Origin of the sequence: Cypionkella sinensis (assembly GCF_042646385.1) — a bacterium.
Taxonomy (GTDB): domain Bacteria; phylum Pseudomonadota; class Alphaproteobacteria; order Rhodobacterales; family Rhodobacteraceae; genus Cypionkella; species Cypionkella sinensis.
Window position 1 is genome coordinate 668,541 of record NZ_JBHRTO010000002.1, and the last position, 25,648, is coordinate 694,188.

The 25,648-nt window shown below is 62.2% G+C and carries 25 protein-coding genes; 18 read left to right on the plus strand and 7 right to left on the minus strand.

Annotated elements, in window-relative coordinates:
* Positions 1 to 259: 259 nt before the first annotated feature.
* Positions 260 to 2,215 carry a lytic transglycosylase domain-containing protein gene (locus ACFOGH_RS18350; protein WP_380074622.1) on the minus strand — a complete coding sequence of 652 codons (1,956 nt, stop codon included), beginning with the start codon at positions 2,213 to 2,215 and terminating at the stop codon, positions 260 to 262.
* A 154-nt stretch (positions 2,216 to 2,369) separates the two neighbouring features.
* Between ACFOGH_RS18350 and dapA the strand changes: the two genes are divergently transcribed.
* The 8 genes from dapA (at position 2,370) to ACFOGH_RS18390 (ending at position 9,058) form a co-directional block, all read left to right on the plus strand.
* Entirely contained in the window at positions 2,370 to 3,242 is an 873-nt protein-coding gene (gene dapA / locus ACFOGH_RS18355) for a 4-hydroxy-tetrahydrodipicolinate synthase (RefSeq protein WP_380074623.1), read from the plus strand.
* A gap of 110 nt (positions 3,243 to 3,352) precedes the next feature.
* Positions 3,353 to 4,213 (plus strand): DMT family transporter, encoded by an 861-nt coding sequence (locus ACFOGH_RS18360; RefSeq protein WP_380074624.1) that lies wholly within the window; start codon positions 3,353 to 3,355, stop codon positions 4,211 to 4,213.
* Positions 4,214 to 4,416: 203 nt separating this feature from the next.
* The gene (locus tag ACFOGH_RS18365) at positions 4,417 to 5,007 is read left to right on the plus strand and encodes a Hint domain-containing protein (RefSeq protein WP_380074625.1); all 591 of its coding nucleotides are present in this window, start codon (positions 4,417 to 4,419) and stop codon (positions 5,005 to 5,007) included.
* A 104-nt stretch (positions 5,008 to 5,111) separates the two neighbouring features.
* Entirely contained in the window at positions 5,112 to 5,597 is a 486-nt protein-coding gene (gene smpB, locus ACFOGH_RS18370; RefSeq protein WP_380074626.1) for an SsrA-binding protein SmpB, read from the plus strand.
* 138 nt (positions 5,598 to 5,735) lie between these two features.
* Positions 5,736 to 6,029 carry a hypothetical protein gene (locus tag ACFOGH_RS18375; protein ID WP_380074627.1) on the plus strand — a complete coding sequence of 98 codons (294 nt, stop codon included), beginning with the start codon at positions 5,736 to 5,738 and terminating at the stop codon, positions 6,027 to 6,029.
* A 108-nt stretch (positions 6,030 to 6,137) separates the two neighbouring features.
* Positions 6,138 to 6,998: a 3-mercaptopyruvate sulfurtransferase gene (sseA, locus tag ACFOGH_RS18380; protein WP_380074628.1), complete on the plus strand. Its 861-nt coding sequence runs from the start codon at positions 6,138 to 6,140 to the stop codon at positions 6,996 to 6,998.
* 4 nt (positions 6,999 to 7,002) lie between these two features.
* A complete protein-coding gene (locus ACFOGH_RS18385) occupies positions 7,003 to 8,178 on the plus strand; it encodes an amino acid aminotransferase (RefSeq protein ID WP_380074629.1) in 1,176 nt (391 codons plus the stop codon).
* Between the two features lie 4 nt (positions 8,179 to 8,182).
* Positions 8,183 to 9,058 (plus strand): EamA family transporter, encoded by an 876-nt coding sequence (locus ACFOGH_RS18390; RefSeq protein ID WP_380074630.1) that lies wholly within the window; start codon positions 8,183 to 8,185, stop codon positions 9,056 to 9,058.
* Positions 9,059 to 9,396: 338 nt separating this feature from the next.
* On the opposite strand, the gene ACFOGH_RS18395 is transcribed toward ACFOGH_RS18390, so the two are convergent.
* Together ACFOGH_RS18395 and ACFOGH_RS18400 are read right to left on the minus strand one after the other, a co-directional pair.
* Positions 9,397 to 10,749, minus strand: a complete 1,353-nt coding sequence (locus ACFOGH_RS18395; RefSeq protein WP_380074631.1) for an ammonium transporter — start codon at positions 10,747 to 10,749, stop codon at positions 9,397 to 9,399.
* 13 nt (positions 10,750 to 10,762) lie between these two features.
* Entirely contained in the window at positions 10,763 to 11,101 is a 339-nt protein-coding gene (locus ACFOGH_RS18400; RefSeq protein ID WP_380074632.1) for a P-II family nitrogen regulator, read from the minus strand.
* A gap of 252 nt (positions 11,102 to 11,353) precedes the next feature.
* Here ACFOGH_RS18400 and ACFOGH_RS18405 point away from each other — a divergent pair, with 252 nt between their 5' ends.
* On the plus strand, positions 11,354 to 13,561 hold the full coding sequence (locus ACFOGH_RS18405; protein ID WP_380074633.1) for a transglycosylase domain-containing protein: 2,208 nt from the start codon (positions 11,354 to 11,356) through the stop codon (positions 13,559 to 13,561).
* Positions 13,562 to 14,044: 483 nt separating this feature from the next.
* On the opposite strand, the gene ACFOGH_RS18410 is transcribed toward ACFOGH_RS18405, so the two are convergent.
* Both ACFOGH_RS18410 and ACFOGH_RS18415 read right to left on the minus strand, forming a co-directional pair.
* On the minus strand, positions 14,045 to 14,635 hold the full coding sequence (locus tag ACFOGH_RS18410; RefSeq protein ID WP_380074906.1) for an MlaC/ttg2D family ABC transporter substrate-binding protein: 591 nt from the start codon (positions 14,633 to 14,635) through the stop codon (positions 14,045 to 14,047).
* Positions 14,636 to 14,645: 10 nt separating this feature from the next.
* Entirely contained in the window at positions 14,646 to 15,287 is a 642-nt protein-coding gene (locus ACFOGH_RS18415; protein ID WP_380074634.1) for an MlaA family lipoprotein, read from the minus strand.
* 309 nt (positions 15,288 to 15,596) lie between these two features.
* On the opposite strand from ACFOGH_RS18415, the gene ACFOGH_RS18420 reads away from it, so the two are divergent.
* The 6 genes from ACFOGH_RS18420 (at position 15,597) to ACFOGH_RS18445 (ending at position 21,783) form a co-directional block, all read left to right on the plus strand.
* Positions 15,597 to 17,333, plus strand: a complete 1,737-nt coding sequence (locus ACFOGH_RS18420; protein WP_380074635.1) for a type I secretion system permease/ATPase — start codon at positions 15,597 to 15,599, stop codon at positions 17,331 to 17,333.
* Positions 17,330 to 18,700: an HlyD family type I secretion periplasmic adaptor subunit gene (locus ACFOGH_RS18425; RefSeq protein ID WP_380074636.1), complete on the plus strand. Its 1,371-nt coding sequence runs from the start codon at positions 17,330 to 17,332 to the stop codon at positions 18,698 to 18,700. The genes ACFOGH_RS18420 and ACFOGH_RS18425 overlap by 4 nt, the downstream gene beginning before the upstream one ends.
* 232 nt (positions 18,701 to 18,932) lie before the next feature.
* On the plus strand, positions 18,933 to 19,394 hold the full coding sequence (locus ACFOGH_RS18430) for a RidA family protein (RefSeq protein WP_380074637.1): 462 nt from the start codon (positions 18,933 to 18,935) through the stop codon (positions 19,392 to 19,394).
* Positions 19,394 to 20,164, plus strand: coding sequence for a glycerophosphodiester phosphodiesterase family protein (locus ACFOGH_RS18435; protein WP_380074638.1), 771 nt, complete (start codon positions 19,394 to 19,396; stop codon positions 20,162 to 20,164). Before ACFOGH_RS18430 ends, ACFOGH_RS18435 begins: the two co-directional genes overlap by 1 nt.
* 96 nt (positions 20,165 to 20,260) lie before the next feature.
* Positions 20,261 to 21,406 carry a GNAT family N-acetyltransferase gene (locus tag ACFOGH_RS18440; RefSeq protein WP_380074639.1) on the plus strand — a complete coding sequence of 382 codons (1,146 nt, stop codon included), beginning with the start codon at positions 20,261 to 20,263 and terminating at the stop codon, positions 21,404 to 21,406.
* Between the two features lie 11 nt (positions 21,407 to 21,417).
* Positions 21,418 to 21,783 carry a 4a-hydroxytetrahydrobiopterin dehydratase gene (locus ACFOGH_RS18445; RefSeq protein ID WP_380074640.1) on the plus strand — a complete coding sequence of 122 codons (366 nt, stop codon included), beginning with the start codon at positions 21,418 to 21,420 and terminating at the stop codon, positions 21,781 to 21,783.
* Between the two features lie 50 nt (positions 21,784 to 21,833).
* On the opposite strand, the gene ACFOGH_RS18450 is transcribed toward ACFOGH_RS18445, so the two are convergent.
* Positions 21,834 to 22,322 carry a peroxiredoxin gene (locus tag ACFOGH_RS18450; protein WP_380074641.1) on the minus strand — a complete coding sequence of 163 codons (489 nt, stop codon included), beginning with the start codon at positions 22,320 to 22,322 and terminating at the stop codon, positions 21,834 to 21,836.
* Positions 22,323 to 22,403: 81 nt separating this feature from the next.
* On the opposite strand from ACFOGH_RS18450, the gene ACFOGH_RS18455 reads away from it, so the two are divergent.
* From ACFOGH_RS18455 to ACFOGH_RS18465, 3 genes are read left to right on the plus strand one after another with little or no spacing between them, the layout of a single operon-like run.
* Positions 22,404 to 23,609 (plus strand): NAD(P)/FAD-dependent oxidoreductase, encoded by a 1,206-nt coding sequence (locus ACFOGH_RS18455; protein ID WP_380074642.1) that lies wholly within the window; start codon positions 22,404 to 22,406, stop codon positions 23,607 to 23,609.
* Positions 23,606 to 24,163, plus strand: a complete 558-nt coding sequence (gene rsmD / locus ACFOGH_RS18460; protein WP_380074644.1) for a 16S rRNA (guanine(966)-N(2))-methyltransferase RsmD — start codon at positions 23,606 to 23,608, stop codon at positions 24,161 to 24,163. The genes ACFOGH_RS18455 and rsmD overlap by 4 nt, the downstream gene beginning before the upstream one ends.
* Positions 24,160 to 24,798: an HAD family hydrolase gene (locus tag ACFOGH_RS18465; RefSeq protein ID WP_380074645.1), complete on the plus strand. Its 639-nt coding sequence runs from the start codon at positions 24,160 to 24,162 to the stop codon at positions 24,796 to 24,798. The genes rsmD and ACFOGH_RS18465 overlap by 4 nt, the downstream gene beginning before the upstream one ends.
* Before the next feature lie 8 nt (positions 24,799 to 24,806).
* On the opposite strand, the gene map is transcribed toward ACFOGH_RS18465, so the two are convergent.
* Positions 24,807 to 25,616: a type I methionyl aminopeptidase gene (map, locus tag ACFOGH_RS18470; RefSeq protein WP_380074646.1), complete on the minus strand. Its 810-nt coding sequence runs from the start codon at positions 25,614 to 25,616 to the stop codon at positions 24,807 to 24,809.
* Positions 25,617 to 25,648 lie beyond the last annotated feature (32 nt).

The following is a 25,648-nucleotide window of genomic DNA, read 5'->3' on the forward strand; positions in this document are numbered from 1 at the left end:
AATCCGGGGCGACAATGAGTAAAACAGCAAGGACCGCCGCAAGTGTAACACAACAAAGGGCAGCGCCCGACCGCCGGGTGGGCGAGCCACCGATCGTCTAGGCACTTTATAGATCAGCCAACTCCACAGAATTTCTAGGCGAACCATGACAATAGCGCCCGCCCGGTGGGGCGGTCGGGCGCTGCCCGGCGGGCTTCGCCCTTGATTCCGGGCTTCGTCGGTTTGCTTGGCCTGCGTTCAAACTGCATTGCGTCGCGCGCTACCGCCCCGTCAACTCCGCCGTGATCCGCACCGGCCCCGCCACGCCTTTCAGCTTGGCGCGGTAGATCACCACCCCCTCGGCCACCCGCATCACATAGGTGCGGGTCTCTCCAAACGGGATCATCTCGACCCAATCCACCACATCGACACTCTCCTTCCGCGGATCGCCGAACTGGTCGATCCACTTCCCCGGCCGCCCCGGCCCTGCGTTATAGCCCGAGGCGATCAGGGCAATCGACGGGCCGAATTTCTCGATCATATGGCTCAGGTAAATCGACCCCATCCGCACGTTATACGGCGGATCGGTGATCAACCGGCTGGCCGATGAAGCTGCCTCGCCCAAACCTTTCGCCACATGCTCGGCCGTGGCAGGCATCACCTGCATCAAGCCACGCGCCCCCACCTTGCTTTGCGCCGCCGGATCAAACTCGCTCTCCCGGCGCGAGATCGACAGTGCCAAAGCCCGGCTGACCGCCAAGCCATCCGGCACCATCGCGGGCATTGGGTAATAGGCGCGCGGCAGGATCACGCCGCGCTCTGCGGCCTGTTTGGCCACCAAAAGCGCGATATGCGGTTCATCCATCCGCAGCGCCAGATCGGCCAGTTGCTGCAAGCCCGTGGCATCCAGCCCCTCGGCCACCTGCAAGAAAAACCGCTTCGCCAAGGTCCGATCCCCGGCCTCGGCCAAAGCCATCCCCGCCGCCAGCACCGAACTGCCCGCGAACCCGGCGGTCCGCCAAGCGGGCGTCGGTTCGCCCACATTCACCAAGGCCGGATCCAGCGGCAGCCCGATCTTTTCCGACGCGAGCATGCCATAATACGCCGTCTGATTGCGCGCCGCCCGCGCATAGGCCACATCCGCGCCCGCCTTGTCGCCCTTGGCCTCCAGCGCGCGGCCCATCCAGTATTCCGCCCGCGCCACCGAGATCGGCGTCGCCACCGCTTCCTTCAAATGCTTGAAATGCTTGATCGCCACATCCGGCTCGCCCAGTTTCCGCAATGCGATGAAGCCCGCCAGAAACTCCAGATCGACATAGTCGTTGCCCTTGGTCATCTGATGGTTCGCTGCCACCCGCAGCGCCAGCTTCGGCTCGCCCTGCCGCAGAAGAACCCGCGCCAAATCTGCCCGCCGCTTACCCCAGGCATCGGGGTCGCCCAAGCCCGCAGCGGTCTTGCTACGCTCTAGGATAAGCGTCGCGGCATCGTCATAACGATCCGCCCGCATCCGGTAATCAAACCGCGCAAACGCCAGCCCCGGATCGCCCAACACATCCTTGGGCACCGCATCGACCAAAGCCACCGCCAAGGGGCTGTCGTCGCGCAACGCCAGCCGAGCCTTTGCCAGCGCCTGCCAGTTCTTTGACACCCGCGGGATCATCCGCTCGGCCTCGGCCTTGCGCCCGCCTTGCCACAGGATGCGATCCAGCCGCACCTCATGCGCGACCGACAACGCATCGCCCTCCAGCGCCAGCATCGCCTGCTCATCTTCCAACGTGAATTTCAGATCGACCCAGGCCTGAAACGCCACCGCCTCGGCATCGCTTTTCCGCCCCAGCGCCTGCAAAGCCCGCACCAAAGCCACCGCCCCAGCGCCAGTTTTCGGCGAGCCCTTGCCGAAATACGCCACCACCCGCGCAGGGTCGGTCGAGCGTGCCGCCGCCACCTCGCCCTTTTCGCGCAGCAGTGCCAAACCCGGCCAATCCGGCCTGCGGGCGATGAAGCTTTCGTAATCCCCCAGCTTGCCCTGACCGTCACGCAGCCATTGCCACAAGATCACGTCGCCTCCCACCGCGCCCGCCCCCTGCGCCGCCGTCAACGCGGCAGGCCAATCCTGCCGCGCCGCCGCCTTCAGCGCAGCCGACAGCGACGCAGACTCATCCGCCCGCGCCATAGGAGACATCACCAGTAAAATGCCAATCGTGACCGCTTTTGCGATCTTGCTTATTCTGCTCATGGCCGAACTTTGCCGGAAGCCCCGGTTTCCCACAACCCAAAACCCCGTGACCCGGCAATTCGTCGCGTATACTTGGCAAAACGCCGAAGCCCCGTTAGGTAGGCAGCGCTTACACACGGCGATTCCAATCGCCCTTCCAGAGGAGACGCGCACCATGATCAAAGGGTCCATTCCCGCACTGGTTACGCCGTTCAAGAACGGTGAACTCGATCTGGTGACGCTGAAGAAGCTGGTCGAATGGCACATCGCCGAAGGCTCGACCGGGCTGGTTCCGGTCGGCACGACCGGCGAAAGCCCGACGCTTTCCCACGAAGAACACCAGAAAGTCATCGAGGTGGTGGTGGAAACCGCTGCGGGCCGCGTGCCGGTGATCGCGGGTGCCGGGTCGAACAACACCGTTGAAGGCATCTCGCTGATCCGCTTTGCCGAAAAAGTTGGTGCCGATGCAGCCCTTGTGGTGACGCCCTACTACAACAGGCCCACGCAAGCAGGCCTCGTCGCGCATTTCACCACCCTGCACGACTGCTGCGCTTTGCCGATCGTGATCTACAACATCCCCGGCCGCTCGGTCGTCGATATGACACCGGAAACCATGGGCCAACTGGCAAAACTGCCGCGTATCATCGGCGTCAAAGACGCTACCGGCAAGATCGAGCGGGTCAGCCAGCAACGCGCAACCTGCGGTGCCGATTTCATCCAGCTTTCGGGCAATGACGACACCGCCTTGGGCTTCAACGCCCATGGTGGGGTTGGCTGCATCTCGGTCACAGCCAACGTCGCGCCGCGCCTCTGCGCCGAATTTCAGGCGGCGACTTTGGCGGGCGATTATACAAAAGCCTTGGCCTATCAGGATAAACTGATGCCGCTGCACGAAGCGATCTTCCTTGAGCCGGGCCTTGCCGGTGCCAAATACGGCCTGTCGCTGCTGGGTCTCTGCGCCGAAGAAGTCCGCCTGCCTTTGCTCACACTGACTGATCCGACCAAAACCCGCATCAAAGCTGCCATGCAGCATGCTGGGCTGATCTGATCCATCTTTGGTCTTCATCTTGGTAAAATACTCCCGCCGGAGGCGCCTTTCGCTTGCGGCGGAGCCTCCGGCGGGAGTATTTGCGCCAAGATGAAGCGAAAGGCCGCCTGATGACCCCCAACCTGCGCGGCAGCCTCTATATGACCGCATCCATGGCGGGCTTCGCGGTCGAGGATGCGTTTCTGAAAGCCGCCAGCCAGACGATTCCGGTGGGCGAGGCCATTCTGATCATGGGGCTGATCGGCATCGCGGTGTTTTCCGGCCTCGCCCTGCGCGCGGGCCACGCCCCGATCCCCGCTGCGATGTTCACCCGCACCATGGCGCTGCGCTCGGGGTTTGAGATCACCGGGCGGCTGTTCTACGCACTGGCCATCGCGCTGACGCCAATTTCCGTCGCCTCGGCGATCCTGCAAGCCACGCCCTTGGTGGTGGTGCTGGGGGCCGCGCTGTTCTTTGGCGAAACCGTTGGGCTGAAGCGCTGGCTGCTGATCCTGCTGGGCTTTCTGGGCGTCATGATCATCCTGCGCCCCGGTCTCAGCGGCTTTTCGGCACTATCGCTGCTGGCACTGGTCGCCATGCTTGGCTTTGCCGGCCGCGATCTTGCCACCCGCGCCGCGCCGCCCGCGCTGTCAAACGCACAGCTTGGCGTCACCGGCTTTATCATGCTGGCGCTGTCGGGCGTGATCATCACCGCCGTCACCGGCAAGGCGGCAATGCCCGGCCCAAACGCCATGGCGCTGATCGCCGGGGCCGCCGCTTTTGGCATCAGCGCCTATGCCGCACTAACCACCGCGATGCGCGCAGGCGAAATCGCCGTCGTCACCCCGTTCCGCTACACCCGCTTGCTGTTCGCGATGATCCTCGGCGTGACGGTTTTTGGCGAGCGCCCCGACGCAGCGACCCTGACCGGTGCCGCGATCATCGTCGCCTGCGGCGTGATCATCCTCGGCCAAAGTCGCCGAATCACCTGAACTCCCCCGGATTGTTGCTTAACAAGGCGCTAATCCGTCGCTGAAACGGCCAAGTCTCGGCCAGTTTCCGAGATACTGTTTCGAATAGAAGAACAGTGACAAACCCCTGCCGCGCCCGTGTCGAAAAAATGGCGAAATTCAGGTTCTTATTGGGCCGCAATCAGACATCACCGCCACACATCTTAACACGAAGGGACAACAGCATGTTTATGCAGGATATTTCTCGCAGCCTCACTGATTTCTCACCGGTCGAGACGGTGCTTTCCCCTCTGACAACCGGCCTTGTCGCGGGCACTTTGGTCGAAACAGCGCAAGGCTGGCAACCGATTGACGCCCTCAAGGCCGGAGATTGTGTCCAAACTTTGGATGGTGGCTTGGCCCGCATCCTGCGGATGGATCGCCGCTGGCTATTTCCTGCGCAAGAAACCAGCGTTCTGACCTTGCCGGGTGGCCACTACGATGCCTGCTCTGATCTGATCCTGCTGCCCGGTCAGCATTTGCTGATCGACACGCTGGATGATGCCACAACCGATGCAACCCCGTACGCCCTGATCCCTGCATTGGCGCTGCTCAACGCACCCGCAGAGCCGCATCGCCCGCAAGCCCCGTTGCAGATCATCACGCCGCTTTTCGCGGATGAGGAAGTGATCTACGCCAACACTGGTGTCTTGCTGCACTGCCCCGGCCTGCTTGACGGCGCGAACCGGTTTCCCGAGGATAGCTTCTTTCCCCGCCTTGATCTGGCAGCGGCGCGCGCCCTGCTGTCGCGCCGCGCCAAACGCCTTGCCGCCTGACCGCCCGCAGTGGAGCGGTGGGTGCAGCCCATCCCCGCTGCCACCAAAACTTCCCGCCCCGAAAGCTGGACTCTGCGTCCCCGAACCCCTATTTCGGGCGTATTATGGTAGAAAAATCAGACCCCAACTCTAAACTGATCGCCGAAAACCGCCGCGCCCGCTTCGATTACGCCATCGAGTGGGATCTGGAGGCTGGCATCATGCTGCACGGCTCCGAGGTGAAATCGCTGCGCAAGGGCGGGTCCAACATCGCCGAAAGCTATGCCAGCGTCGAAGGTGGCGAGTTGTGGCTGATCAACGGCTATATCGCGCCCTATCTGCAAGCGGTGATGTTTCCTCACGAAGAACGCCGCCGCCGCAAGCTGCTGGTTTCCAAGAAGGAACTGTCGCGGCTGTGGAACGCCGTGGGCCGTGAAGGCATGACCATCGTGCCGTTGAAGATGTATTTCAACGAACGCGGTATGGTGAAGCTGAAGCTGGGGGTCGCCAAGGGCAAAAAGCTGGCCGACAAGCGCGAGACCTCTGCCAAGCGTGATTGGGATCGTCAAAAATCCCGTATCATGAAAGAGGGCATGAAGGCCAAGCTATAGGGCTTGGCTGACGAGGCCGATACTCTGCGGAACCTCTGCAATATTTCCCCCTATGCGACAGGCCGCTTTCAGGTCCAGAAAAACCTGTGAAATGTCACGCTACAACGGCGGGCATGGATAGGGTAAGGAAAGAGTATTATGGATATGAATCTGATCATTCAGCTTATCGCTGGTGCGCTGGGTGGCAATGCGGCTGGTGCGGTTTTGAAGAACCTCAACCTCGGCACCTTGGGCAATTCGATTGTCGGTATTCTGGGCGGCGGACTCGGCGGGCAGATCCTGTCGATGCTGGGCGGCGCGGGTGCAGCGGCGGCGACCACCGGCGGCACCGATGTCGGCTCGATCATCGCCTCGCTGGCTTCGGGCGGCGTCGGTGGCGGCGTGCTGATGGCGATCATTGGTGCCGTGAAGAACGCGATGGCGAAAAGCTAATATTCTTGCGCGGGCGCGCCTTGCCGCGCCCGCCGTCTCTTGTCTGGCAGGCTCCATCGGTTTAACTGCAACGGCATCCTGCCGATCCCCGCAGCCCCGAGGCCCCAGATGACCCCATCCCCCGCCGATGATCCGAAAACCCTCGTCAGCACCGCTTGGCTGGCCGCGCATCGCGCTGACCCCGATCTGCGGCTGATCGACGCCAGTTGGTATCTGCCCGACGCGGGCCGCGATGCGAAGGCTGAATATGCCGCAGCCCATATCCCCGGCGCACGGTTCTTCGACATTGATGAAATCACCGATCACCGCTCGACCCTGCCACATATGGCCCCGCCGCCTGAGAAATTCATCTCGCGCCTGCGCGCCATGGGCATCGGTGACGGGCATCAGGTGGTGATCTATGATGGCTCTGGCCTGTTTTCCGCCGCCCGCGTGTGGTGGACCTTCCGGCTGATGGGCAAGACCGACGTGGCCGTGCTGGACGGCGGTTTGCCGAAATGGCGGGCCGAGGGGCGCGAGATTGAAGATATGCCGCCGATCGTGCGCGACCGCCACATGACCGTCAGCCGCCAGAACCATCTGGTGAAAGACGTCACCCAAGTCGCCCATGCCGCCAAACTGGGCGAGGCCGAAATCATCGACGCCCGTGGCGCACCGCGCTTTCGCGGTGAAGTGCCCGAGCCCCGCCCCGGCCTGCGCTCGGGCCATATTCCGGGTGCCAAAAACGTGCCCTACACCACGCTGCTGAACCCCGACGGCACGATGAAATCCCCCGACGCCCTGCGCGCGGTGTTCGAGGCTGCTGGGGTGAACCTTTCAAAACCCGCAATCACTTCCTGCGGATCGGGTGTCACCGCTGCGATTCTCAGCCTCGCGCTGGAACGCATCGGCCACCGCAACCATGCGCTTTATGACGGTTCCTGGGCCGAATGGGGCATGTATGACGACCTTGCGGTCGAAAAAGGATAAATCAATGCTTGAGTCGCTGAACCCGCAGCCGCAGGACAAAATCCTGCAACTGATCCAGATGTATAAGGACGATCCGCGCGACGGTAAGATCGACCTTGGCGTCGGCGTTTACAAAGACGCCACCGGCCTGACTCCAGTGATGCGCGCCGTGAAAGCCGCCGAGAAAAAGCTGTGGGAGGTTGAGACCACCAAGACCTACACCGGCCTTGCGGGCGAGCCTGCCTATAACGCGGCCATGGTGAAGATGATCCTTGGCGACGGCTACGCAGACCGCGCCGCTTCAGTCGCAACCCCCGGCGGCACCGGGGCGATCCGGCAAGCGCTGGAACTGATCAAGCTGGCCTCGCCCACCGCTACCGTCTGGCTGTCGAACCCGACCTGGCCGAACCATCCCTCGATCATCAAATACCTTGGCATGAACATGGCCGAGTATCGCTATTTCGACGCCGCAACCCGTGGCATCGACTTCGCGGGCCTGATTGAAGACCTGGGCGCGGTGAAGGCGGGCGATGCGGTGCTGCTGCACGGCTGCTGCCATAACCCCACCGGCGCGAACCTGTCGGCCCCGCAATGGGTCGAGGTCGCCAACCTGCTGCTGGCGCGTGGTGCTATCCCCTTCATCGACCTTGCCTATCAAGGCTTCGGCGACGGTCTGCAACAAGACGCCGCCGCCACCCGTATGATCGCCGAAACCTTCCCCGAGGTGCTGATCGCCGCCTCGTGCAGCAAGAACTTCGGCATCTACCGCGAGCGCACCGGCATCCTGATCGCCCTTGGCGAGCCTTCCCGCCGCGCTGTCACCCAAGGCAATCTCGCCTTCCTGAACCGGCAGAACTACAGCTTCCCGCCCGACCATGGCGCGCGGCTGGTGACGATGATCCTCGAGGACGACACCCTGCGCGCCGATTGGCAGGCAGAACTGGAGGAAGTCCGCCTCAACATGCTGACCCTGCGCCAAAGCCTTGCGGATGAGTTGCGCCGCGCCACCAACTCGGATCGCTTTGATTTCGTCGCCAGCCACCGCGGGATGTTCAGCCGCTTGGGCCTGACCGAAGCACAGGTGAACACCCTGCGCGAGAAACACGGCATCTACATGGTGGGCGATTCACGCATCAACATCGCCGGCCTGAACGCCAAAACCGTGCCGATCCTCGCCGCTGCCATCGCATCGCTCGGCTAGAAACATGCTCGCCATTGCCCTGTCGCTGGCAGCGGCGAGCAGCTTTGCCCTGTCGTCGATGCTGATCAGTTCGGTCAGCACCCGCATGGGCCTGTTTCAACTGGCGCGTTGGCAAATGAGCATCGCCTTTGCCCTGACCGCCACCGCATCCATCGCCATCGGCGGCTGGCGCGGGCTGACACTGACGCAATTCGGCCTGCTCAGCGCATCGTCCGCCTCTGGCATCATGCTGGCCTCGACCACCTTCTTCGCCACCATCTACGTCACCGGCCCCCGCGTCACCGCGATGTTCTTCGCACTGGCCTCGCCCTTCGCCCTTCTGCTCGGCTATCTGTTTCTGGGTGAGACGATCAATGCCACCCAAGGGCTTGGCATCGCGATGATCGTCGCGGGCATCCTGTTCGCCGTCGCCATGCCCGAGAAAACCGCCGATGCCCCACCCCGCCGCGTGCCCCTGCTGGGCGTGGCACTGGGCCTGATCACCGCGATAGGCCAAGCCGGGGGCAGCCTGTTCGCCCGCCCCGCGATGGCCAGCGGCGTTGATCCCTTCACCGCCATGGCGATCCGCTCGGGTCTTGGCGTGGCGTTCTACATCCTGCTGATGGCCTTTCCCTTCGCCCGCGCTGCCCGGCTGCCGGGGCCACGCGCGATGCGGGATGTCAGCCTCTCTGCCCTGTTCGGCATGTTTCTGGGCATGTCCTTGATGATGGCGGCGCTGTCTTATGGAGAGGTCGGCATCGTCACCACCCTGTCCTCGATGACGCCGATCCTGATCCTGCCAATGATCTGGGCCACCAGCCGCCGCGCCCCCGGCCTCTGGGCATGGCTCGGTGCCATCCTCGCCGTGGCAGGCACCGCCGTCATCAGCCTCGCCGCCTAGAGCCGATCAACATTCACACGCTTGCAGCTAGTCAAATCCGGGCGGGAGCAGGAAACGCATTGCGTTTCCCCGCCCGCTTGCGCGGTTTGCCTCTGAAGTCACGTCAGCGAGAAACCCATTGAGGCCAGCGCCCGACCCGGTGGGCGAGAAGCGCCCGCCGAGGGCGGGTCGGGCGCTGGCCGGGCCATAGAGGCCCGGCGGTTTCAACGGCACCTGCACCGCATGGCGAAGGCAATGGCCTTCGCCAGACTACCCGAGATAAATTGTCGACACCCCCATGCCAAAGGCCCGCAGAAATCTGCGGGCCTTTGCCGTTTGCTTGCCTGTAAAGCCTCAGATTAGCCGTGGTAAGCCGCTTCGCCGTGGCTGGCGAGGTCCAGCCCCTGACGCTCGGTGTCGGCATCCACGCGCAGACCGATGGTCATATCCACCAGCTTGTAGAGGATGAACGAGATCACACCCGACCAGACCAGCGTGATTGCCACAGCCTCGATCTGGATCCAGGTCTGTGCTGCGATGGAATAGTCATCGCCCTTCACACCGCCCAAGCTGCCTGCCGAGAACACACCCGTCAGCACGGCACCGATGATGCCGCCCACGCCATGCACGCCGAACACGTCAAGGCTGTCGTCATATTTCAGCTTGTTCTTCACCACGGTGACGAAGAAATAGCAGCCCAGCACCGCGATGATGCCCAGCGCAATCGCGCCCATCGGGCCAACCGTGCCACAAGCCGGGGTGATCGCGACCAGACCAGCCACCATACCCGAAGCAGCCCCCAACATCGAAGCCTTGCCGCGCTGAATGCCTTCCAGCACCGACCAAGCCAGCGTAGCCGCAGCAGTCGCGAGGAAAGTGTTGATCATCGCCAGCGTCGCACCGCCGTTGGCTTCCAGGTTGGAGCCGACGTTGAAACCAAACCAGCCAACCCACAGCATCGACGCGCCGATCATGGTCATCACCATCGAATGCGGTGCCATGTTTTCCTTGCCGTAGCCGACGCGCTTGCCGATCACAAGGCAACCGACCAAGGCCGCAATACCGGCGTTGATATGCACAACCGTGCCGCCTGCAAAGTCAATCGCGCCCATGTTGAAGATCAGGCCCGAAGCATCCCAGACCATATGCGCGACCGGGAAATAGACGAACGTCACCCACAGTGCACAGAAGGCAAGAACAGCGGTGAACTTCACGCGCTCGGCGAAGGCACCAATGATCAGACCGGGCGTGATTGCGGCAAAGGTCATCTGGAAGGCGATGAACAGATATTCCGGGATCACATAGCCCGCCGAGAACGTCGCCGACATGCTGTCAGCGGTCACGCCCGACAGGAACAGTTTGCCGAAGCCGCCCCAATAGGGCGAGGTGCCGCCGCCGAACGTCACCGAATAGCCGTAAACCGCCCAGATCACCATGACGAGGCAGGCGATCAGCGTGGTCTGCATCAGGATCGACAGCATGTTCTTGCTGCGCACCAAGCCGCCGTAGAACAGCGCAAGGCCGGGAATGGTCATGAACAGCACAAGGGCGGTCGAGGTCATCATCCACGACACGTCGCCCTTGTCCATCACCGGGGCCGCAGCCTCGGCCACAGCCTCAACCACCGGAGCGGTGGCATCCGTCGCGGTCTGCGCCAAAGCAGGCAAGGCCGCCATGATCGCCGCCGCCGTAAGTCCTAGTTTCTTCAGCATGTTCTGTCCCCTCTCACAGCGCGTCGTCATCGACGTCGCCGGTGCGCACCCGCAAGGCACGCTCCACATCCAACACGAAAATCTTGCCGTCACCGATCTTGCCGGTGCGCGCTGTCTTGGTGATCGCGTCCACAACCGTATCGGCCAGCGCATCGCTGACCACGATCTCCAGCCGCATCTTCGGCACGAAATTCACCGCATATTCTGCACCACGGTAGATTTCAGTGTGGCCCGACTGCATGCCGAAGCCCTTGATTTCCGTCACCATCATCCCTTGCACGCCGATCGCGGTCAGCGCTTCGCGCACCTCGTCCAGCTTGTAGGGCTTGATGGCGGCTATGATCATTTTCACGATGCACCCCTTTGTTTCCCAAGGCCCTTGGCGGCCCTCGCCGATGATCAGGCGGCGTTCGCAGGTGCAGCACAAGTTTTCGGCGGCGTAAAAAATGGGCGCGCCGGGGTATTGCCTAAAATTTAATCTCGATAGCCACCACGCGGCGCAAATTTAAGCGGCAAGGAACCGCGAATCGGACGCCGCCCCGCTTCGCATTCCCCGCCGAACCGGGTAGAGTGCTGAAAACCGCTTAAAAGGGCACAAACAGGCATGGCGACATCGGGCAAAGGCGGAAAATCGCTGGTGGCAGACCGGCGGTATATCACGCAAAAGGCAGCCACCACTGGCGGGCGCGGCACTCCGCCGCCGAAGAAACCTGCCCCACGCAAGACGCCTGCGCCACGCTCGGGCAACATCCTGACGCGGTTTGTGCGCGCGATCTGGCGGATCATCTGGGGCACGTTCTGGCGCATCGCGGCGGTGGGCGGCATGGTGCTGGCGGGCATCGTGTTCTACTTCTACCAGCAACTGCCGCCAGTTGAGGCGCTGCTCGATGGCCGGGCCAAAGGCTCTGTCACCCTTCTGGACCGCAACGATACCGTGTTCGCCTGGCGCGGTGAGACGTTTGGTGGCCAGATCACCGCCGACACGGTTTCACCCTATCTGAAAAATGCGGTGATCGCGACCGAAGACAAGCGGTTTTACCACCACTTTGGCGTCTCGCCCCGCGGTATTGCCTCGGCGATCAGCATCAACCTCGCGGCAGGGCGTGGGCCGCTGGAAGGCAACGGCGGTTCGACCATCACGCAGCAGGTGGCGAAACTTCTGTGTCTGGGCGTGCCCTATGACCCGAAACAATGGAAATCCGAAGCGGACTATGAAGCTGACTGCCGATCCGGCGGGGTGAAGCGCAAGCTGAAAGAGATCCCCTATGCCATCGCGATGGAAGCCAAATATACCAAGGAAGAAATCCTAACGATCTACTTCAACCGCGCCTATCTGGGTGCCGGTGCGCGGGGTTTTGAGGCCGCCGCCCAGCGTTATTTCGGCACTTCGGCCAATGATCTGACCCCGGCACAGGCCGCGATGCTGGCGGGGCTTCTGAAAGCGCCGTCGAAATACGCGCCCACCAACAGCCTGAAACGCGCGCAGGATCGTGCGGATGTGATCATCGACCTGATGGCTGAGCAGGGCTATCTCACGCCGGAGGAAGCCGCCGATGCCCATGCGCACCCGGCCCAACTTTCCGAGGCGGCGCAGACCAAATCTGGCGGCTTTTTTGCCGATTGGGTGATGGAGACCGCGCCCGACTTCCTGACCAAGACCACCACCGAAGACGTTGTGATGCGCACCACGCTAGACCAGAAACTGCAAAAAGACGCAGAAGATGCCCTTGCTTGGGTGTTCGACAACAAGGTGGCCAAGGGCTCCAAGGCCCAAGCCGCGATTGTGGTGATGAGCGCGGATGGCGCCGTGCGTGCCATGGTTGGCGGGCGCAAAACCGAAAGTGCGGGCGCGTTCAACCGCGCGACGCAAGCGCTGCGCCAGACCGGATCGTCGTTCAAACCCTTTGTCTATGCCGCCGCGCTTGATCTGGGCTGGTCGCCTTCGGACTATGTCGAGGACGTGCCGCTGACCCTGCATATCCCCGGATCAGGAGCCTGGACACCGGATAACTACGATCACAAGTTCAAAGGCCTGATCACCCTGACGCAAGCCTTGGAGGAAAGCCGCAATATTCCGGCGGTGAAGGTTTCCGAAGCAGTCGGGCGCGATGCGGTGGCGGCAATTGCCAAGGGTTTTGGCATTCAGTCTGACCTGGCCGCTGGCCCCGCGCTGGCACTGGGGGCATCAGAATCGACGCTGATCGAGATGACCGGGGCCTATGCCGGCATCCTGAACGGTGGCTCGTCGGTAACGCCCTATGGCTTGGTCGAGTTGAAGCTGAAAGGCGAGGACGAAAGCCTGATGGGTGCGGGCGGGGGTATTGGCGAACGGGTGATCTCGGAAAAGGCCGCCAAACTGCTGACCTTCATGATGGAAAAGGTCGTCGATAGTGGCACCGGCACCCGTGCGCGGCTGGATGGCCGCCCTGCTGCGGGCAAGACCGGCACCACCAGTGCTGCGCGGGATGCGTGGTTCATCGGCTTTACCGCCGATTATGTGGCGGGTGTCTGGATCGGCTATGATGACAACACGCCGTTGAAGGGTGTGACGGGCGGCGGTCTGCCTGCCGAGATCTGGCACGAGGTGATGACACGGGTGGAAGATGGCGTGCCTGTCACCGAACTGCCGCTGATCGTGCCGGAATACCGCGCGCCGCCGAATGCTGCCAACGCCTCTAGCCAGCCGGTTGACCCCTATGCGGAAGACCCCAGCTATCAGCAGCAGCCGTCCGAGCCTTCTGTGCCGCTGATGAACCCCAGCGATGATCAGGTTGAAGCGTTGTTGAAAGACATCCTGAAAAGCGGCAACTGACGCTGGTTTTGGCAGCGAGGGCGTGGTGGCAGGGCGGTGGAAATCGCTTCCCATCTGGGAATGACTTGTGGTTTCGGGCGGGTTTAAGCCCGGATTCCACAAGATGTTGTGGTGAGTGGCATTTTGCACGGGTTATCCCGCGCTGTTTCCATCCCCTAACCCCCGCCGCCCCGGACTTGATCCGGGGCCTCGCTTCATCCGCCATGAGGCCCCGGATCAAGTCCGGGGCGGCGGGGTGATGGGGGCTCGTTTGTGCGCGCAACACAGGGCAGCGCCTGACCGCCGGGTGGGCGAACTACATAGGTTCTAGGCGGTTTATGGGTCAGCCAACCCCCCAGAGATTCTAGGCGAGAGATCGCAATAGCGCCCGCCCGAGGGGGCGGTCTGGCGCTGCCCGGCGGCGCTAAAGCGCCTTGATTCCGGGCTTAGGCTGTCTGCTTGGCCGTAGGGTGCGTGCTTGCACGCACCTTCTTCATGCCATCCTTAGGCCGTCTTCAAATCCGCGATCAGCTTGTCGATATCACCGCCGCGCTTGTCCAACATAGCGCCAATCTCGGTGCGCTCGGACGCCAGCATGTTCACGCCTTCAATGATGATATTGAAGAACAGGTTCTTGCCAGACTTGTCCGACACATGCCAACGCAGATCGAACGGTGCCTGCCCCTTCAGATGCGCCACCGAGATCACCTCGTAATAGCTCTTGATCGGGCGGGCGTCGGTGACTTCGATCGAGCCGCCAATGAATTCGCGGAAGCGCGAGCCATATTTGCGGCTGATGTAGCCCTGAAACGCCTTGGTAAAGCTGGCCATCTGCGCAGACGAAGCCTTTTTCGCCGCCACACCCAAAGCCGAACGTGCAATCGTCGGAACGTCAGCGTAGCGGCTGAAAATCCGCTCAAAATCGCCATACATCGCGGTTTGCGATTTGCCGCTGGCGATGGTCGTGTTGATCTCGGCCACAGCCTTGCCGATCATGTCCTTGGCATCATCCACCGTCAGCGCCAGCGACGGCAGCGGCAGGGCCAGTGCAACCGAACCCAGCGCAAAGCCTGCTGCAAAGCGGCGACGCGACATCATGGAATGGTTATTGTGCATAAGGGTCCTCAAAGTTTGCATCCGATGGGGCCTCGCCCAGCGTGTAGTGTCGATTTTGCAGATACAGCAGGCGGGCCTGCGCGTAGGGGTCTGCGCTGTCATATAGGATCGAATCCACCGTATCACTATGGCGTGCGCGTGATCCAATCTTATCAATCACCTTCGCGCCCGTCACATAATCACTTTCCGGCGATTTGATGGCAAAGCGCAGCGGGTTGATCGCGTAATCGACGATCAGGCCAGCGGTGTCGCGCTCGGTCGAGGGGCCGATGAGCGGCAACATCTGATAGTTGCCCTCGCCCACACCCCAGACATACAGCGTCTCGCCAAAGTCGGTTTCCTGTGCGGGCAGGCCAAGCGCAGTTGAGGGGTCGAACAGCCCGCCGATCCCCGCCGTGGTGTTGACGCCAAAGCGCAGCGTGTTGGCCGCAGCCTTCATCAAACGGCCCTGCAGCACGTTGTTCAGAATATCGCCGGGGGTGTCGAGGTTGGCCGCAAAGTTATGCACGCCGGTCAGGATCGGGCCGCGCCCGGACCCCGCCACATCCGAAGCAGGCTGCAAGACGGCCTTGTCGACGGCGACGTTGAAGGCAAACACCTTGCGGTTAAATCCCTCGGCCGGATCATTCACCGTGTCCGATACCGGAGCCTTGGCGCACCCCGCTATTGCCAGCGTTAATGCAATCCCAACACAAACCGCGCTAAATCGGCGGATTGTTTCAGAAAGAGATGGAATCACTTGCGCCATACTTCTACATTCCCGCCGAGCTTTACGCGTCACACATAGATTTTGTCGGTGAAAGACAAGGGATAAGCGGCGCAAGAGGTTAAGACAACGGCCAAACGTGGCCAAGCGGTGACGCTGGATGATTTCCGCCGATCCTTTGGCCATAAAAATGGGCTGCGGCCAGACAGGCTACGGGCAGAAACGGAGATGGCGATGAGCCAAATGGATAACCGTCGCGGGGAAGCAGAGCTTCGCGCGGCGCGGGCCGATCAACGCGGCCTGTTGTGGGCTGTTGCGCTGTTCTCGGTGTTCGCAAACGCACTACAGCTGACCGGGTCGCTGTATATGCTGCAGGTCTATGACCGGGTGCTGGGCAGCCGATCCGAGGCGACGCTGGTGGCGCTGTCGGTGCTTGTCACCTTCCTGTTCCTCGCGCTTGGTATTCTGGATAACGTCCGCGCCCGCGTCATGGCGCGCATCGGTGCAAAGATGCAGGATCGGCTCGACCGCCGGGTGTTCTCTGCCGCGATGCGCCGCCTGACCCTGCAACCGAACGAGCCCACCGCCATCGCCGCGCAGCGCGATCTGGAGGCGATCCAGCGGCTTTGGGCCTCACCCGTGCTGCTGGCGCTTTTCGATCTGCCGTTCATGCCGTTGTTCTTCATCGCGATCTACATCTTCCACCCCTATCTGTTCATCCTGTCGCTGGTGGGTGGCATCATTCTGGTGATCGTCACCATCCTGAACCAGCGCCTGACCCTTGCGCCACTCACCCGCACCAACAACCTGACCTTGGGGGCAGAGCGGATGTCTGACCTGATCAAGGGCGAGTCCGAAACCGTGCAGGCGCTTGGCATGACCACCGCCGCCTTTGACCGCTGGCAAAAGGCGCGCGGGGCGGCCCTTGCCGCCAGCATCAAGGCGGGCGATCTGGCGGGCAGCTTTGGCGGCATCAGCAAGACCTTCCGGGTGTTTCTGCAATCGGCGATGCTGGGCATGGGGGCCTGGCTGGTGCTGAAGGGCGAACTTTCCTCGGGGGCGATGATCGCAGGCTCGATCCTGATGGGCCGCGCGCTGTCACCGATCGAGCAAGTCATCGGCCAATGGGCGATCATCACCCGCGCGCAGGAAGCCAACCGCCGCCTGTCGGACCTGCTGTCGCGCGTGCCGGAAGAACAACCGCGCACCGCCCTGCCGCATCCGAAAGCCGTGCTTGAGGCGCAGAACCTGACCGTGATCCCCCCCGGCGAACAGCAAGCCGTGCTGCGGGCGATCAACTTCCGGCTGGAGCCGGGGCAGGCTTTGGGTGTGATCGGGCCATCAGGTGCGGGCAAATCCACCCTTGCCCGCGCGTTGATCAACGTCTGGAAGCCCGCAGGCGGCAAGGTGCGTCTGGATGGCGCAACGCTGGATCAATACGACCCCGACATCCTCGGCAGCTACATCGGCTATCTGCCGCAGCGCATCACCCTGTTTGACGGCACGATTGCCGAGAACATCGCCCGCCTGCAAGACCATGCCGATGCCGCCAAGATCGTTGACGCTGCAAAGCGGGCCGCAGCGCATGACATGATCATCAAACTGCCCGAAGGCTATGACACCCGGATTTCCCAGATCGGCGGCCGCCTGTCGGGCGGGCAGATCCAGCGCATCGGCCTTGCGCGTGCGCTTTACAACAACCCGGTGATTCTGGTGCTGGACGAGCCGAATTCCAACCTCGACAACGACGGCACAATTGCGCTGAACACCGCCATTCGCACCACCAAAGAGGCAGGAGGCGCTGTGTTGATCATGGCCCACCGCCCCGCCGCCATTCAGGAATGTGAACTGCTTTTGGTGCTGGAAGACGGGATGCGCCGCGCCTTTGGCCCCCGCGATGCCGTCCTGCGTGAGATGGTGAAGAACCATAACCAGATCACAACTGCGACCGCGCCCGGAGGCGTATCATGAACCAAACCCCCGCCCCGGTGAAACCGACCGCTGTTGCCCCCGTGGCATCCGCAGCCAATCCGCCCTCTACCCTTGCCCCGGCATGGTCGGCCAAGCGCCCGGTGATCATCGGGCTTGTCACTGTCGCCCTGCTGGTGTTCGGCTTTGGTGGCTGGTCCCTGACCACCGAAATCGACGGTGCCATCGTGGCCAATGGCCAGCTTGAGGTCGAAAAGAACAAGCAGATTGTGAACCACCCCGACGGCGGCGTTGTCGCGGAAATCGCGGTGAAAGAGGCACAGGCGGTGAAAGCTGGCGATCTGTTGATCCGGCTGGATGGCAGCCTGCTGCAATCGGAACTGGCCATTGTCGAGGGCCAGCTTTTCGAGATGCTCGCCCGCCGCGCCCGGATGGAGGCAGAGCGTGACGACAAAGACGCGCCCAGCTTTACCGGCGAACTGGTCGATCTGGCCAAAACCCGCCCCGATGTGGCCGAGCAAATCGAAGGCCAGCGCAAGCTTTTCGCCGCCCGCAAGGAAAGTCTTGCCCGGCAGACCGAGCAACTGGGCAAACGCGCAGGTCAGATCGCCTCGCAGATTGATGGCGTGAATGCGCAGATCGCAGCCTTGCAGCAACAGCTTGCCCTGATCGAACAGGAACTGACCGCGCAGCAAACGCTGCTGGACAAGGGCCTTGCCCAATCCAGCCGGGTGCTGGAACTGGAGCGCAACAAGGCCTCGTTGCAAGGCAGCATGGGTGAGTTGATCGCCTCGAAAGCCCAAGCCGAAGGTCGCGGCACCGAGATTGATCTGGAGGTGTTGCGTCTGGCTGCGGTCCGGCGCGAAGAGGCGAACACCCAGTTGCGCGATCTTGGCCCGCAAGTGCTGGAACTTGTCGAGCGTCGCCGCGCGTTGATCGAACGCATCGCGCGTCTGGACATTCGCGCGCCGGTGGCAGGGCTGGTGTTGGGGCTGCAAGTCACCTCGCCACGCTCGGTGCTGCGCCCGGCAGAGCCTGTGCTTTACATCATCCCGCAAGACCGCCCCTTGGTGATCACCGCGCAGGTGCAGCCGATCCATATCGACGAGGTGCATGTCGGCCAAAAGGTGCGCCTTGCCTTCCCGGCGTTTTCGGCCCGCACCACGCCCGAGATTTTCGGCCATGTGGCGACGATCTCTGCCGATGCCTTGGTCGATCAACGCACCCAAGCCAGCTATTTCCGCGCCGAGATTTTGCTGGATGAGGGCGAATTGGCCAAGCTGAAAGAGCAAACCCTGCTGCCCGGTATGCCGGTGGAGGCGTTTATCGAGACTGGCGCACGCTCTCCGATGAGCTATCTTTTGAAGCCGTTCACCGATTACTTCAAAATGGCGTTCCGCGAGGGCTGACGGCATACGGGGAGGGCCAAGCCCTCCCCGTACCCCTTCCGCGCACCCGGATGGCCGCGCCCTGCCATTGCCAAAGCCTGTGAACGGGCCAAATCGTTAAGATTTCCTTAAATCCACTATGCTAACCCATTGATTAGTCATATCAAAAAAGGTCCCGAGTTGGGACCAGCCAAGTCTTGCCCCCATGCTCTGCCCCGGATAGCCTGCGCCAAACCAGATCAGGAGCCCGACCATGTCCAGCATCGAAGCCCGCCTCGCCGAACTTGGCGTCACCCTGCCCGACGCCCCAGCGCCTGCGGCCAATTACGTGCCTTTCGTTCAGACCGGCAATCTGGTGCATATCTCGGGCCAGATCAGCGCCAATGCCAGCGGCCAGATCAAGGGCAAGCTGGGGGCGGATCTTTCGATTGAACAAGGGGCCGAAGCCGCGAAGGCCTGCGCGATTTCCCTGCTGGCGCAGTTGAAGAAGGCCTGCGGCGGCGATCTTTCCCGCGTGGTGCGGGCAGTGAAACTGGTGGGCTTCGTGAACTCCACCGCCGATTTCGTTGACCAACCCAAGGTGATCAACGGCGCATCCGATTTCATGGTTGCCGTGCTGGGGGATGCAGGCCGCCACGCCCGCTCGGCGGTTTCCGCAGCGTCGTTGCCGTTCGGGGTGGCGGTGGAGATCGAAGGCATCTTCGAGATCAAGTGATGCGCGCGCCCCTGCCCGCCGGGTTTCTCACCGCCCCCCTCGCCCACCGCGCCTACCATGACCGCGCACAAGGCCGCCCCGAGAATTCTCGGGCGGCCATCACGGCGGCCATTGCGGCGGGCTATGGCATCGAGATCGACCTGCAACTGTCCAGCGATGGCGTGGCGATGGTGTTCCATGATGAGGCGCTGGATCGGCTTACGCCTGCGACCGGGCTGGTCAAGGATCACACCGCCGCAGAACTGTCGCGGATCAGCTTGCGCGACAGCGCCGAGACAATCCCGACGCTGGCGGAAATCCTGACGCTGGTGGCGGGCCGCACCCCGCTGCTGATCGAGATCAAGGACCAGACCGACACCATGTCTGACACCGATGGCCGGCTCGAGGCTGCGACCGCCGCGCTGCTGGCTGATGACAAAGGTCCGGTCGCGGTGATGTCGTTCAATCCGCATTCCATCGCGCATATGGCGCGCCTTGCCCCCGCCATCCCGCGCGGGCTGACCACCTCGGCCTATGATCCGACGGACTGGGCGCCGCTGGCGGCTGAAACCTGCAGTCAACTGCGCGCGATCCCCGATTACGACCGCACTTTGTCCAGCTTTATCAGCCACGAAGCCGCCGACCTGTCCCGCCCCCGCGTGGCTGATCTGAAAGCGCAAGGTGCTGCAATTTTGTGCTGGACGATCCGATCCCCGGCAGCCGAGGCAGAGGCGCGCAAGGTGGCACAGAATGTCACCTTCGAAGGCTATGCCGCAGCCCTGAGCGCTTGACGAAATCAGGCCCCACCCCATCTGCTGCACAGGCAGAACTCATCGGGGTCTGGGGGCCACACGGCCCCCAGCCTTGGCTTAAAACACAGGCGGATGATGCAGGCAGAGCTTCTTGACGGCATGGCAGAGCTGACGGCGGCGGAATGGGATGCCCTTGCCTGCCCCGAACCCGGTCGCCCGGCTGACCCGTTCACCACATATCGGTTTTTGTCGGCACTGGAGCGTTCACATTCCACCGGCAAAGGCACGGGCTGGCAGCCGCGCCCGTTGATCCTGCGCGATCAGGCCCCGGTTGCGGCCCTGCCGCTTTACGTGAAATCGCACAGTCAGGGCGAATATATCTTCGATCACGGCTGGGCGCAGGCATTCGAACGCGCGGGCGGGCGGTATTATCCGAAACTGCAAGCGGCGGTGCCCTTCACCCCAGCCACGGGGCCGCGTTTTTTGGGCGATCCCGGCTTGCGCGAAACCCTGCTGGAAGCCGCGATTGGCGTGACCGAGCAGAACAAGCTGTCATCGCTGCACATCACCTTCTGCACTCAGGACGAGGCCGAGGCTTTGGCGGGCCAGCATGGCATGTTGCACCGCATCACCCAGCAGTTTCACTGGGAGAATCGCGGCTATGCGGGCTTTGATGATTTTCTTGCCGATCTCTCCAGCCGCAAACGCAAGATGATCCGCAAGGAACGCGAAACTGCGCGTGCGTCGGGGCTGACCATCCGCGCGCTGACGGGGGATGAGATCGAGCCTGCGCATTGGGATGCGTTCTGGATTTTCTATCAGGATACGGGCAGCCGCAAATGGGGGACGCCATACCTGACGCGCGCGTTCTTCGATGAAATTCAAGCCACGATGCGCGAGGATGTGTTGCTTGTGCTGGCGTTCAACGGCGAAATTCCGGTTGCGGGCGCGCTAAATTTCATCGGGCGGGATACGCTTTATGGCCGCTATTGGGGCTGTATCGAGGATCACCCCTGCCTGCATTTCGAGTTGTGCTATTATCAGGCGATTGACTGGGCGATTGCGCAGGGCCTGTTACGGGTTGAAGCTGGGGCGCAGGGGGAACACAAGCTGGCGCGCGGCTATCTGCCGATGCCGGTGCATTCGCTGCACTACATCGCCGATCCGGCTTTCCGCGACGCGGTGGCGCGCTATCTTGTCGAAGAACGCCGCGCTGTTGATGAGGAAATCGAGGTTCTCACCGCCTACGGACCATTCCGGCGCGTGTCCTCAGAAGATTGAAAGGAAACCCAATGGCTGAACTGCTGAGCACCGAAGATCGCGCTGCGCTGCCCGCCTTGGGCGAAACCGGCTGGGGCGCGGTGCCAGACCGCGATGCAATCCGCAAGGTTTGGAAATTCAAGAATTTTTCCGAAGCCTGGGGATTTATGTCGCGCGCGGCACTGGCGGCGGAAAAGTTGAACCATCACCCGGAATGGTCGAATAAATTCAACATCGTGGATGTCACGCTGGTCACACACGATTGCAACGGGTTGTCGGCGTTGGACATCACCTTGGCGAAACAGATGGACAAGATCGCGGGCGGGGTCGAGGTTGTTCGCAACCATTCCGAGCCGATTTCCTGCCTCTGCGAAACCCGCGCAAACCGGATCGCTTAGGGTTTGTGACTCTGCATTCATATTGATGCGAACGCAGAGTCACAAATTGCTCAGATCGCTGCCAGCATGGCTTCGCCGCCGGAGATATCGCACTGACCGGCGTTTTCTTCAGCGTGCAGCACCTTCACAACGCCATCGACTGCATAGAGAGCATACCGCTTGGAGCGGTCAAAGAAGCCGATTGCGGGCACGGAAAATTCCATGCCGATGGCCTTGGTGAAACCCGCATCCACATCGCCCGCCATGGTGATGCCCGCGTTGGTGGCCCCGGTCGAATCGCCCCAAGCCTTCATCACGAAGGCGTCGTTCACCGACAGGCAGATCACCTCGTCCACGCCTTTGGCGGCGAGTTTTTCCTTGGTGCGGATAAAGCTTGGCACGTGGGCAGTGGTGCAGGTGCCAGTGTAAGCGCCGGGAAGCCCAAAGATCACCACATTGCGGCCAGCCAGTTTCGAGGCCAGCGATACGGCCTCTGGCCCGTTTCCGCCCATGATCTGCAAGGATGCGTCCGGCAGTTTGGCCCCAACAGAAATCGTCATATTCTATCCCTCTCGCGTTGCGTTACCTGTCCTGCGGGATATAGGGTCCGCGCGAACATTCGACCAGAGGGAGTGCGCAGCATGGATATCGTCGTCATCGGAGCAGGTCAGGCTGGAGCGGCCCTGGTCGCCAAATTGCGCGCGTTGGGTCATCAAGGCGGCATCACGCTGATCGGCGATGAAGCCGCGCCACCCTATCAACGCCCGCCGTTGTCGAAGGCCTATCTGCTGGGCGAGATGGAGGAAGAACGGCTGTGGCTGCGCGGCCCAGATTTCTATGCCGAGCATGATATCACCTTGAAACTGGGCGAAAAAGTCTCGGCGATTGAGCCGATTACCCGCAAGGTGATGATCGGCAATGATGTGATTTCCTATGATGCGCTGGTGCTGACCACCGGGTCATATCCGCGGCGGCTGCCCGGCAAGATCGGCGGCGACTTGGCCGGGATTTATACGGTGCGCAGTCTGGCGGATGTCGATGCGATGAAGCCGGAATTCGCGCCGGGGCGGCGGCTGGTGGTGATCGGTGGCGGCTATATCGGGCTGGAAGCGGCAGCGGTGGGCGCGAAACTTGGGCTGGATGTGACGGTGATCGAGATGGCCCCGCGCATTCTGCAACGGGTCGCGGCACCTGAAACCTCCGATTACTTCCGCGCGCTGCACACGGCGCATGGCGTGAAGATCCTTGAATCGACGGGGTTGGAGCAGATCTTGGGTGAGGGCCGGGTTTCGGGCGTGAGGCTCAGCGATGGCACCGAACTGCCCGCCGATTTCATCATCGCAGGTGTCGGCATTCTGCCCGGCACAGGCCTTGCCGAGGCGGCGGGGCTGGCGATTGAGAACGGCATCAAGACCGATGAGTTTGGCCGCACCACCGATCCGCACATTTGGGCTGCAGGCGATTGCGCCAGTTTCCCGCACAAGGGCGGGCGCTGGCGGTTGGAATCGGTAGGCAATGCGATCCATCAGGCCGAAACTGTGGCCGAGAATATCCTGGGCGCGGGCGTGGTCTATGAGGCGCAGCCGTGGTTCTGGTCGGATCAATACGACTGCAAGCTGCAAATCGCCGGGCTGAACGTGGGCTATGACAACATCGTCACCCGTGGACCGGATGGCGGCAGCGTGAGCTTCTGGTATTTCCAGGGCGATACTTTGCTCGCCGTCGATGCGATGAACGATCCGCGGGCCTATATGGTCGGCAAGCGGTTGATTGAAAGCGGTAAATCGCCGTCGAAAGCCGCGCTGGCCGACCCCGCCACTGAGATGAAATCGCTGCTGAAAGCATGAGGATCATCGGCGGATCGGCGCGCGGACTGCATCTGGCAGAGGTTGGGACGGGCGATGCGAAAGCGCATCTGCGCCCCACCTCGGACCGCGTGCGCGAGTCGATCTTTAACCTGCTGATCAATGGCGGCTATGGCAATCCGTTGCAGGGCGCGCGGGTGTTGGATGTGTTCGCGGGCACCGGCGCGTTGGGGCTGGAGGCGGTGTCGCGGGGCGCTGCTTCGGCCAGTTTCATCGAGAATGGTGCTGCGGGTTTGGCGCTGCTGAAGCGCAATATCGCGCTGATGCGGGCCAAGGATCGCTGCGAGATCCTGCGCCGCGATGCTACCAAACCCGGCCTGAACCTAGGCGCTGCGTTTGACGTGGTTTTCCTTGACCCACCTTATGGCAAGGCGATGGGTGAGGTGGCGCTGGCCGCTTTGACACCGTGGCTTGTGCCGGAAGCTCTTGTTATATGGGAGGAAAGCCTTCCTCCCAACCCTCCTTCTGGCTTCGCGCAGATGGATCAACGCAAATATGGTGACACGCTTGTCACCATCCTGAAAGCCCCGGAATGACCCCGAAAGCTGTAATTTTCGACTGTGACGGCGTTGTCGTGGACAGCGAACCGATGTTGTTTGAGATGCTGTCGCGCGATCTGACCCGATTTGGCCTGCCGCTGCCGATCGGCGATCTACCGCAGATCTTTCTGGGCATGACGCTGCAAGGCCTGCGCGAGAAGGCCAACGGCATGGGGGCCAGCCTGCCCGCCGATTGGTGCGATGATTTCTACGCCCGGCTTTATGCTGAACTGCGGTTGGGCACGCCGTTGGTGCCGGGGATTCTGGCGGTGCTGGATGCCTTGGATGCGGCGGGGATTCCGTTTGCGATGGGATCAAACGGCTCGGCAGAGAAGATGCAAATCACCTTGGGGCAGCATGGGTTGACCGAGCGCTTCAAAGGGCTGTTTTCAGGCCAAAGCATCGGCAAACCGAAACCCGCGCCGGATGTCTATCTGCTGGCCGCCGAGGCGATGCAGACCGCCCCCGCCGATTGCGTGGTGATCGAGGACAGCGCCACCGGCGCGCGGGCGGCGGCGCGTGCCGGGATGCGCTGCTATGGTTATGCCGCACATGGCGGCGAGGCCCTTGCCGCCGAGGGGGCGATTCTGTTCAGCGATATGAAAGACTTGCCGGGATTGTTGGGTCTTTAGCCCGCCGATCAGCCCCAGGTTGGGTGGAATTTGCCTGCGGGTGACAGGGTGAAAATCTCACACCCCGTTGCCGTCACGCCGACCGAATGTTCAAACTGCGCCGACAACGACTTGTCGCGCGTCACCGCCGTCCAGTCATCTGCCAGCACTTTGGTTTCGGGGCGACCCAGGTTCACCATAGGCTCGATGGTGAAGATCATGCCTTCTTCCAGCACAGCCCCCGTGCCGGGGCGGCCATAGTGCAGCACGTTTGGCGGCGCGTGGAACACCAGCCCCAGCCCATGGCCGCAGAAATCGCGCACCACCGACATGCGGTTGGCCTCGACATAAGACTGAATGGCATAACCGATATCGCCAAAGGTATTGCCCGGCTTCACCGCCGCAATACCGCGCATCAGCGATTCATGCGTGACCTCGATCAGCCGTTCGGCCTTGCGCGGCACAGCGCCTGCCACATACATCCGGCTGGTATCGCCGAACCAGCCATCGACGATCACCGTCACATCGACGTTGAGAATATCGCCGTCCGCCAACACCTTGGCACCCGGAATCCCGTGGCAGACCACGTGGTTGACGCTGATGCACGAGGCGTGTTGATAGCCCTTGTAGCCAATCGTGGCCGAGACCACGCCGCGCCGCTCGATCTCTTCGCGAATGAAATCGTCGATGGCGGCGGTCGTCACCCCCGGCTTGACCAGATCGGCCACCATATCCAGAATTTCCGCCGCACATCGGCCCGCCGCGCGCATGCCTGCGAAATCCGCATCTTCATAAATGCGAATGCCATTCTTGGTCACGCGGCCACGGATCTCTTCCACGGGTCATCCTCCGGTTTCGGCTTAAATAAGCG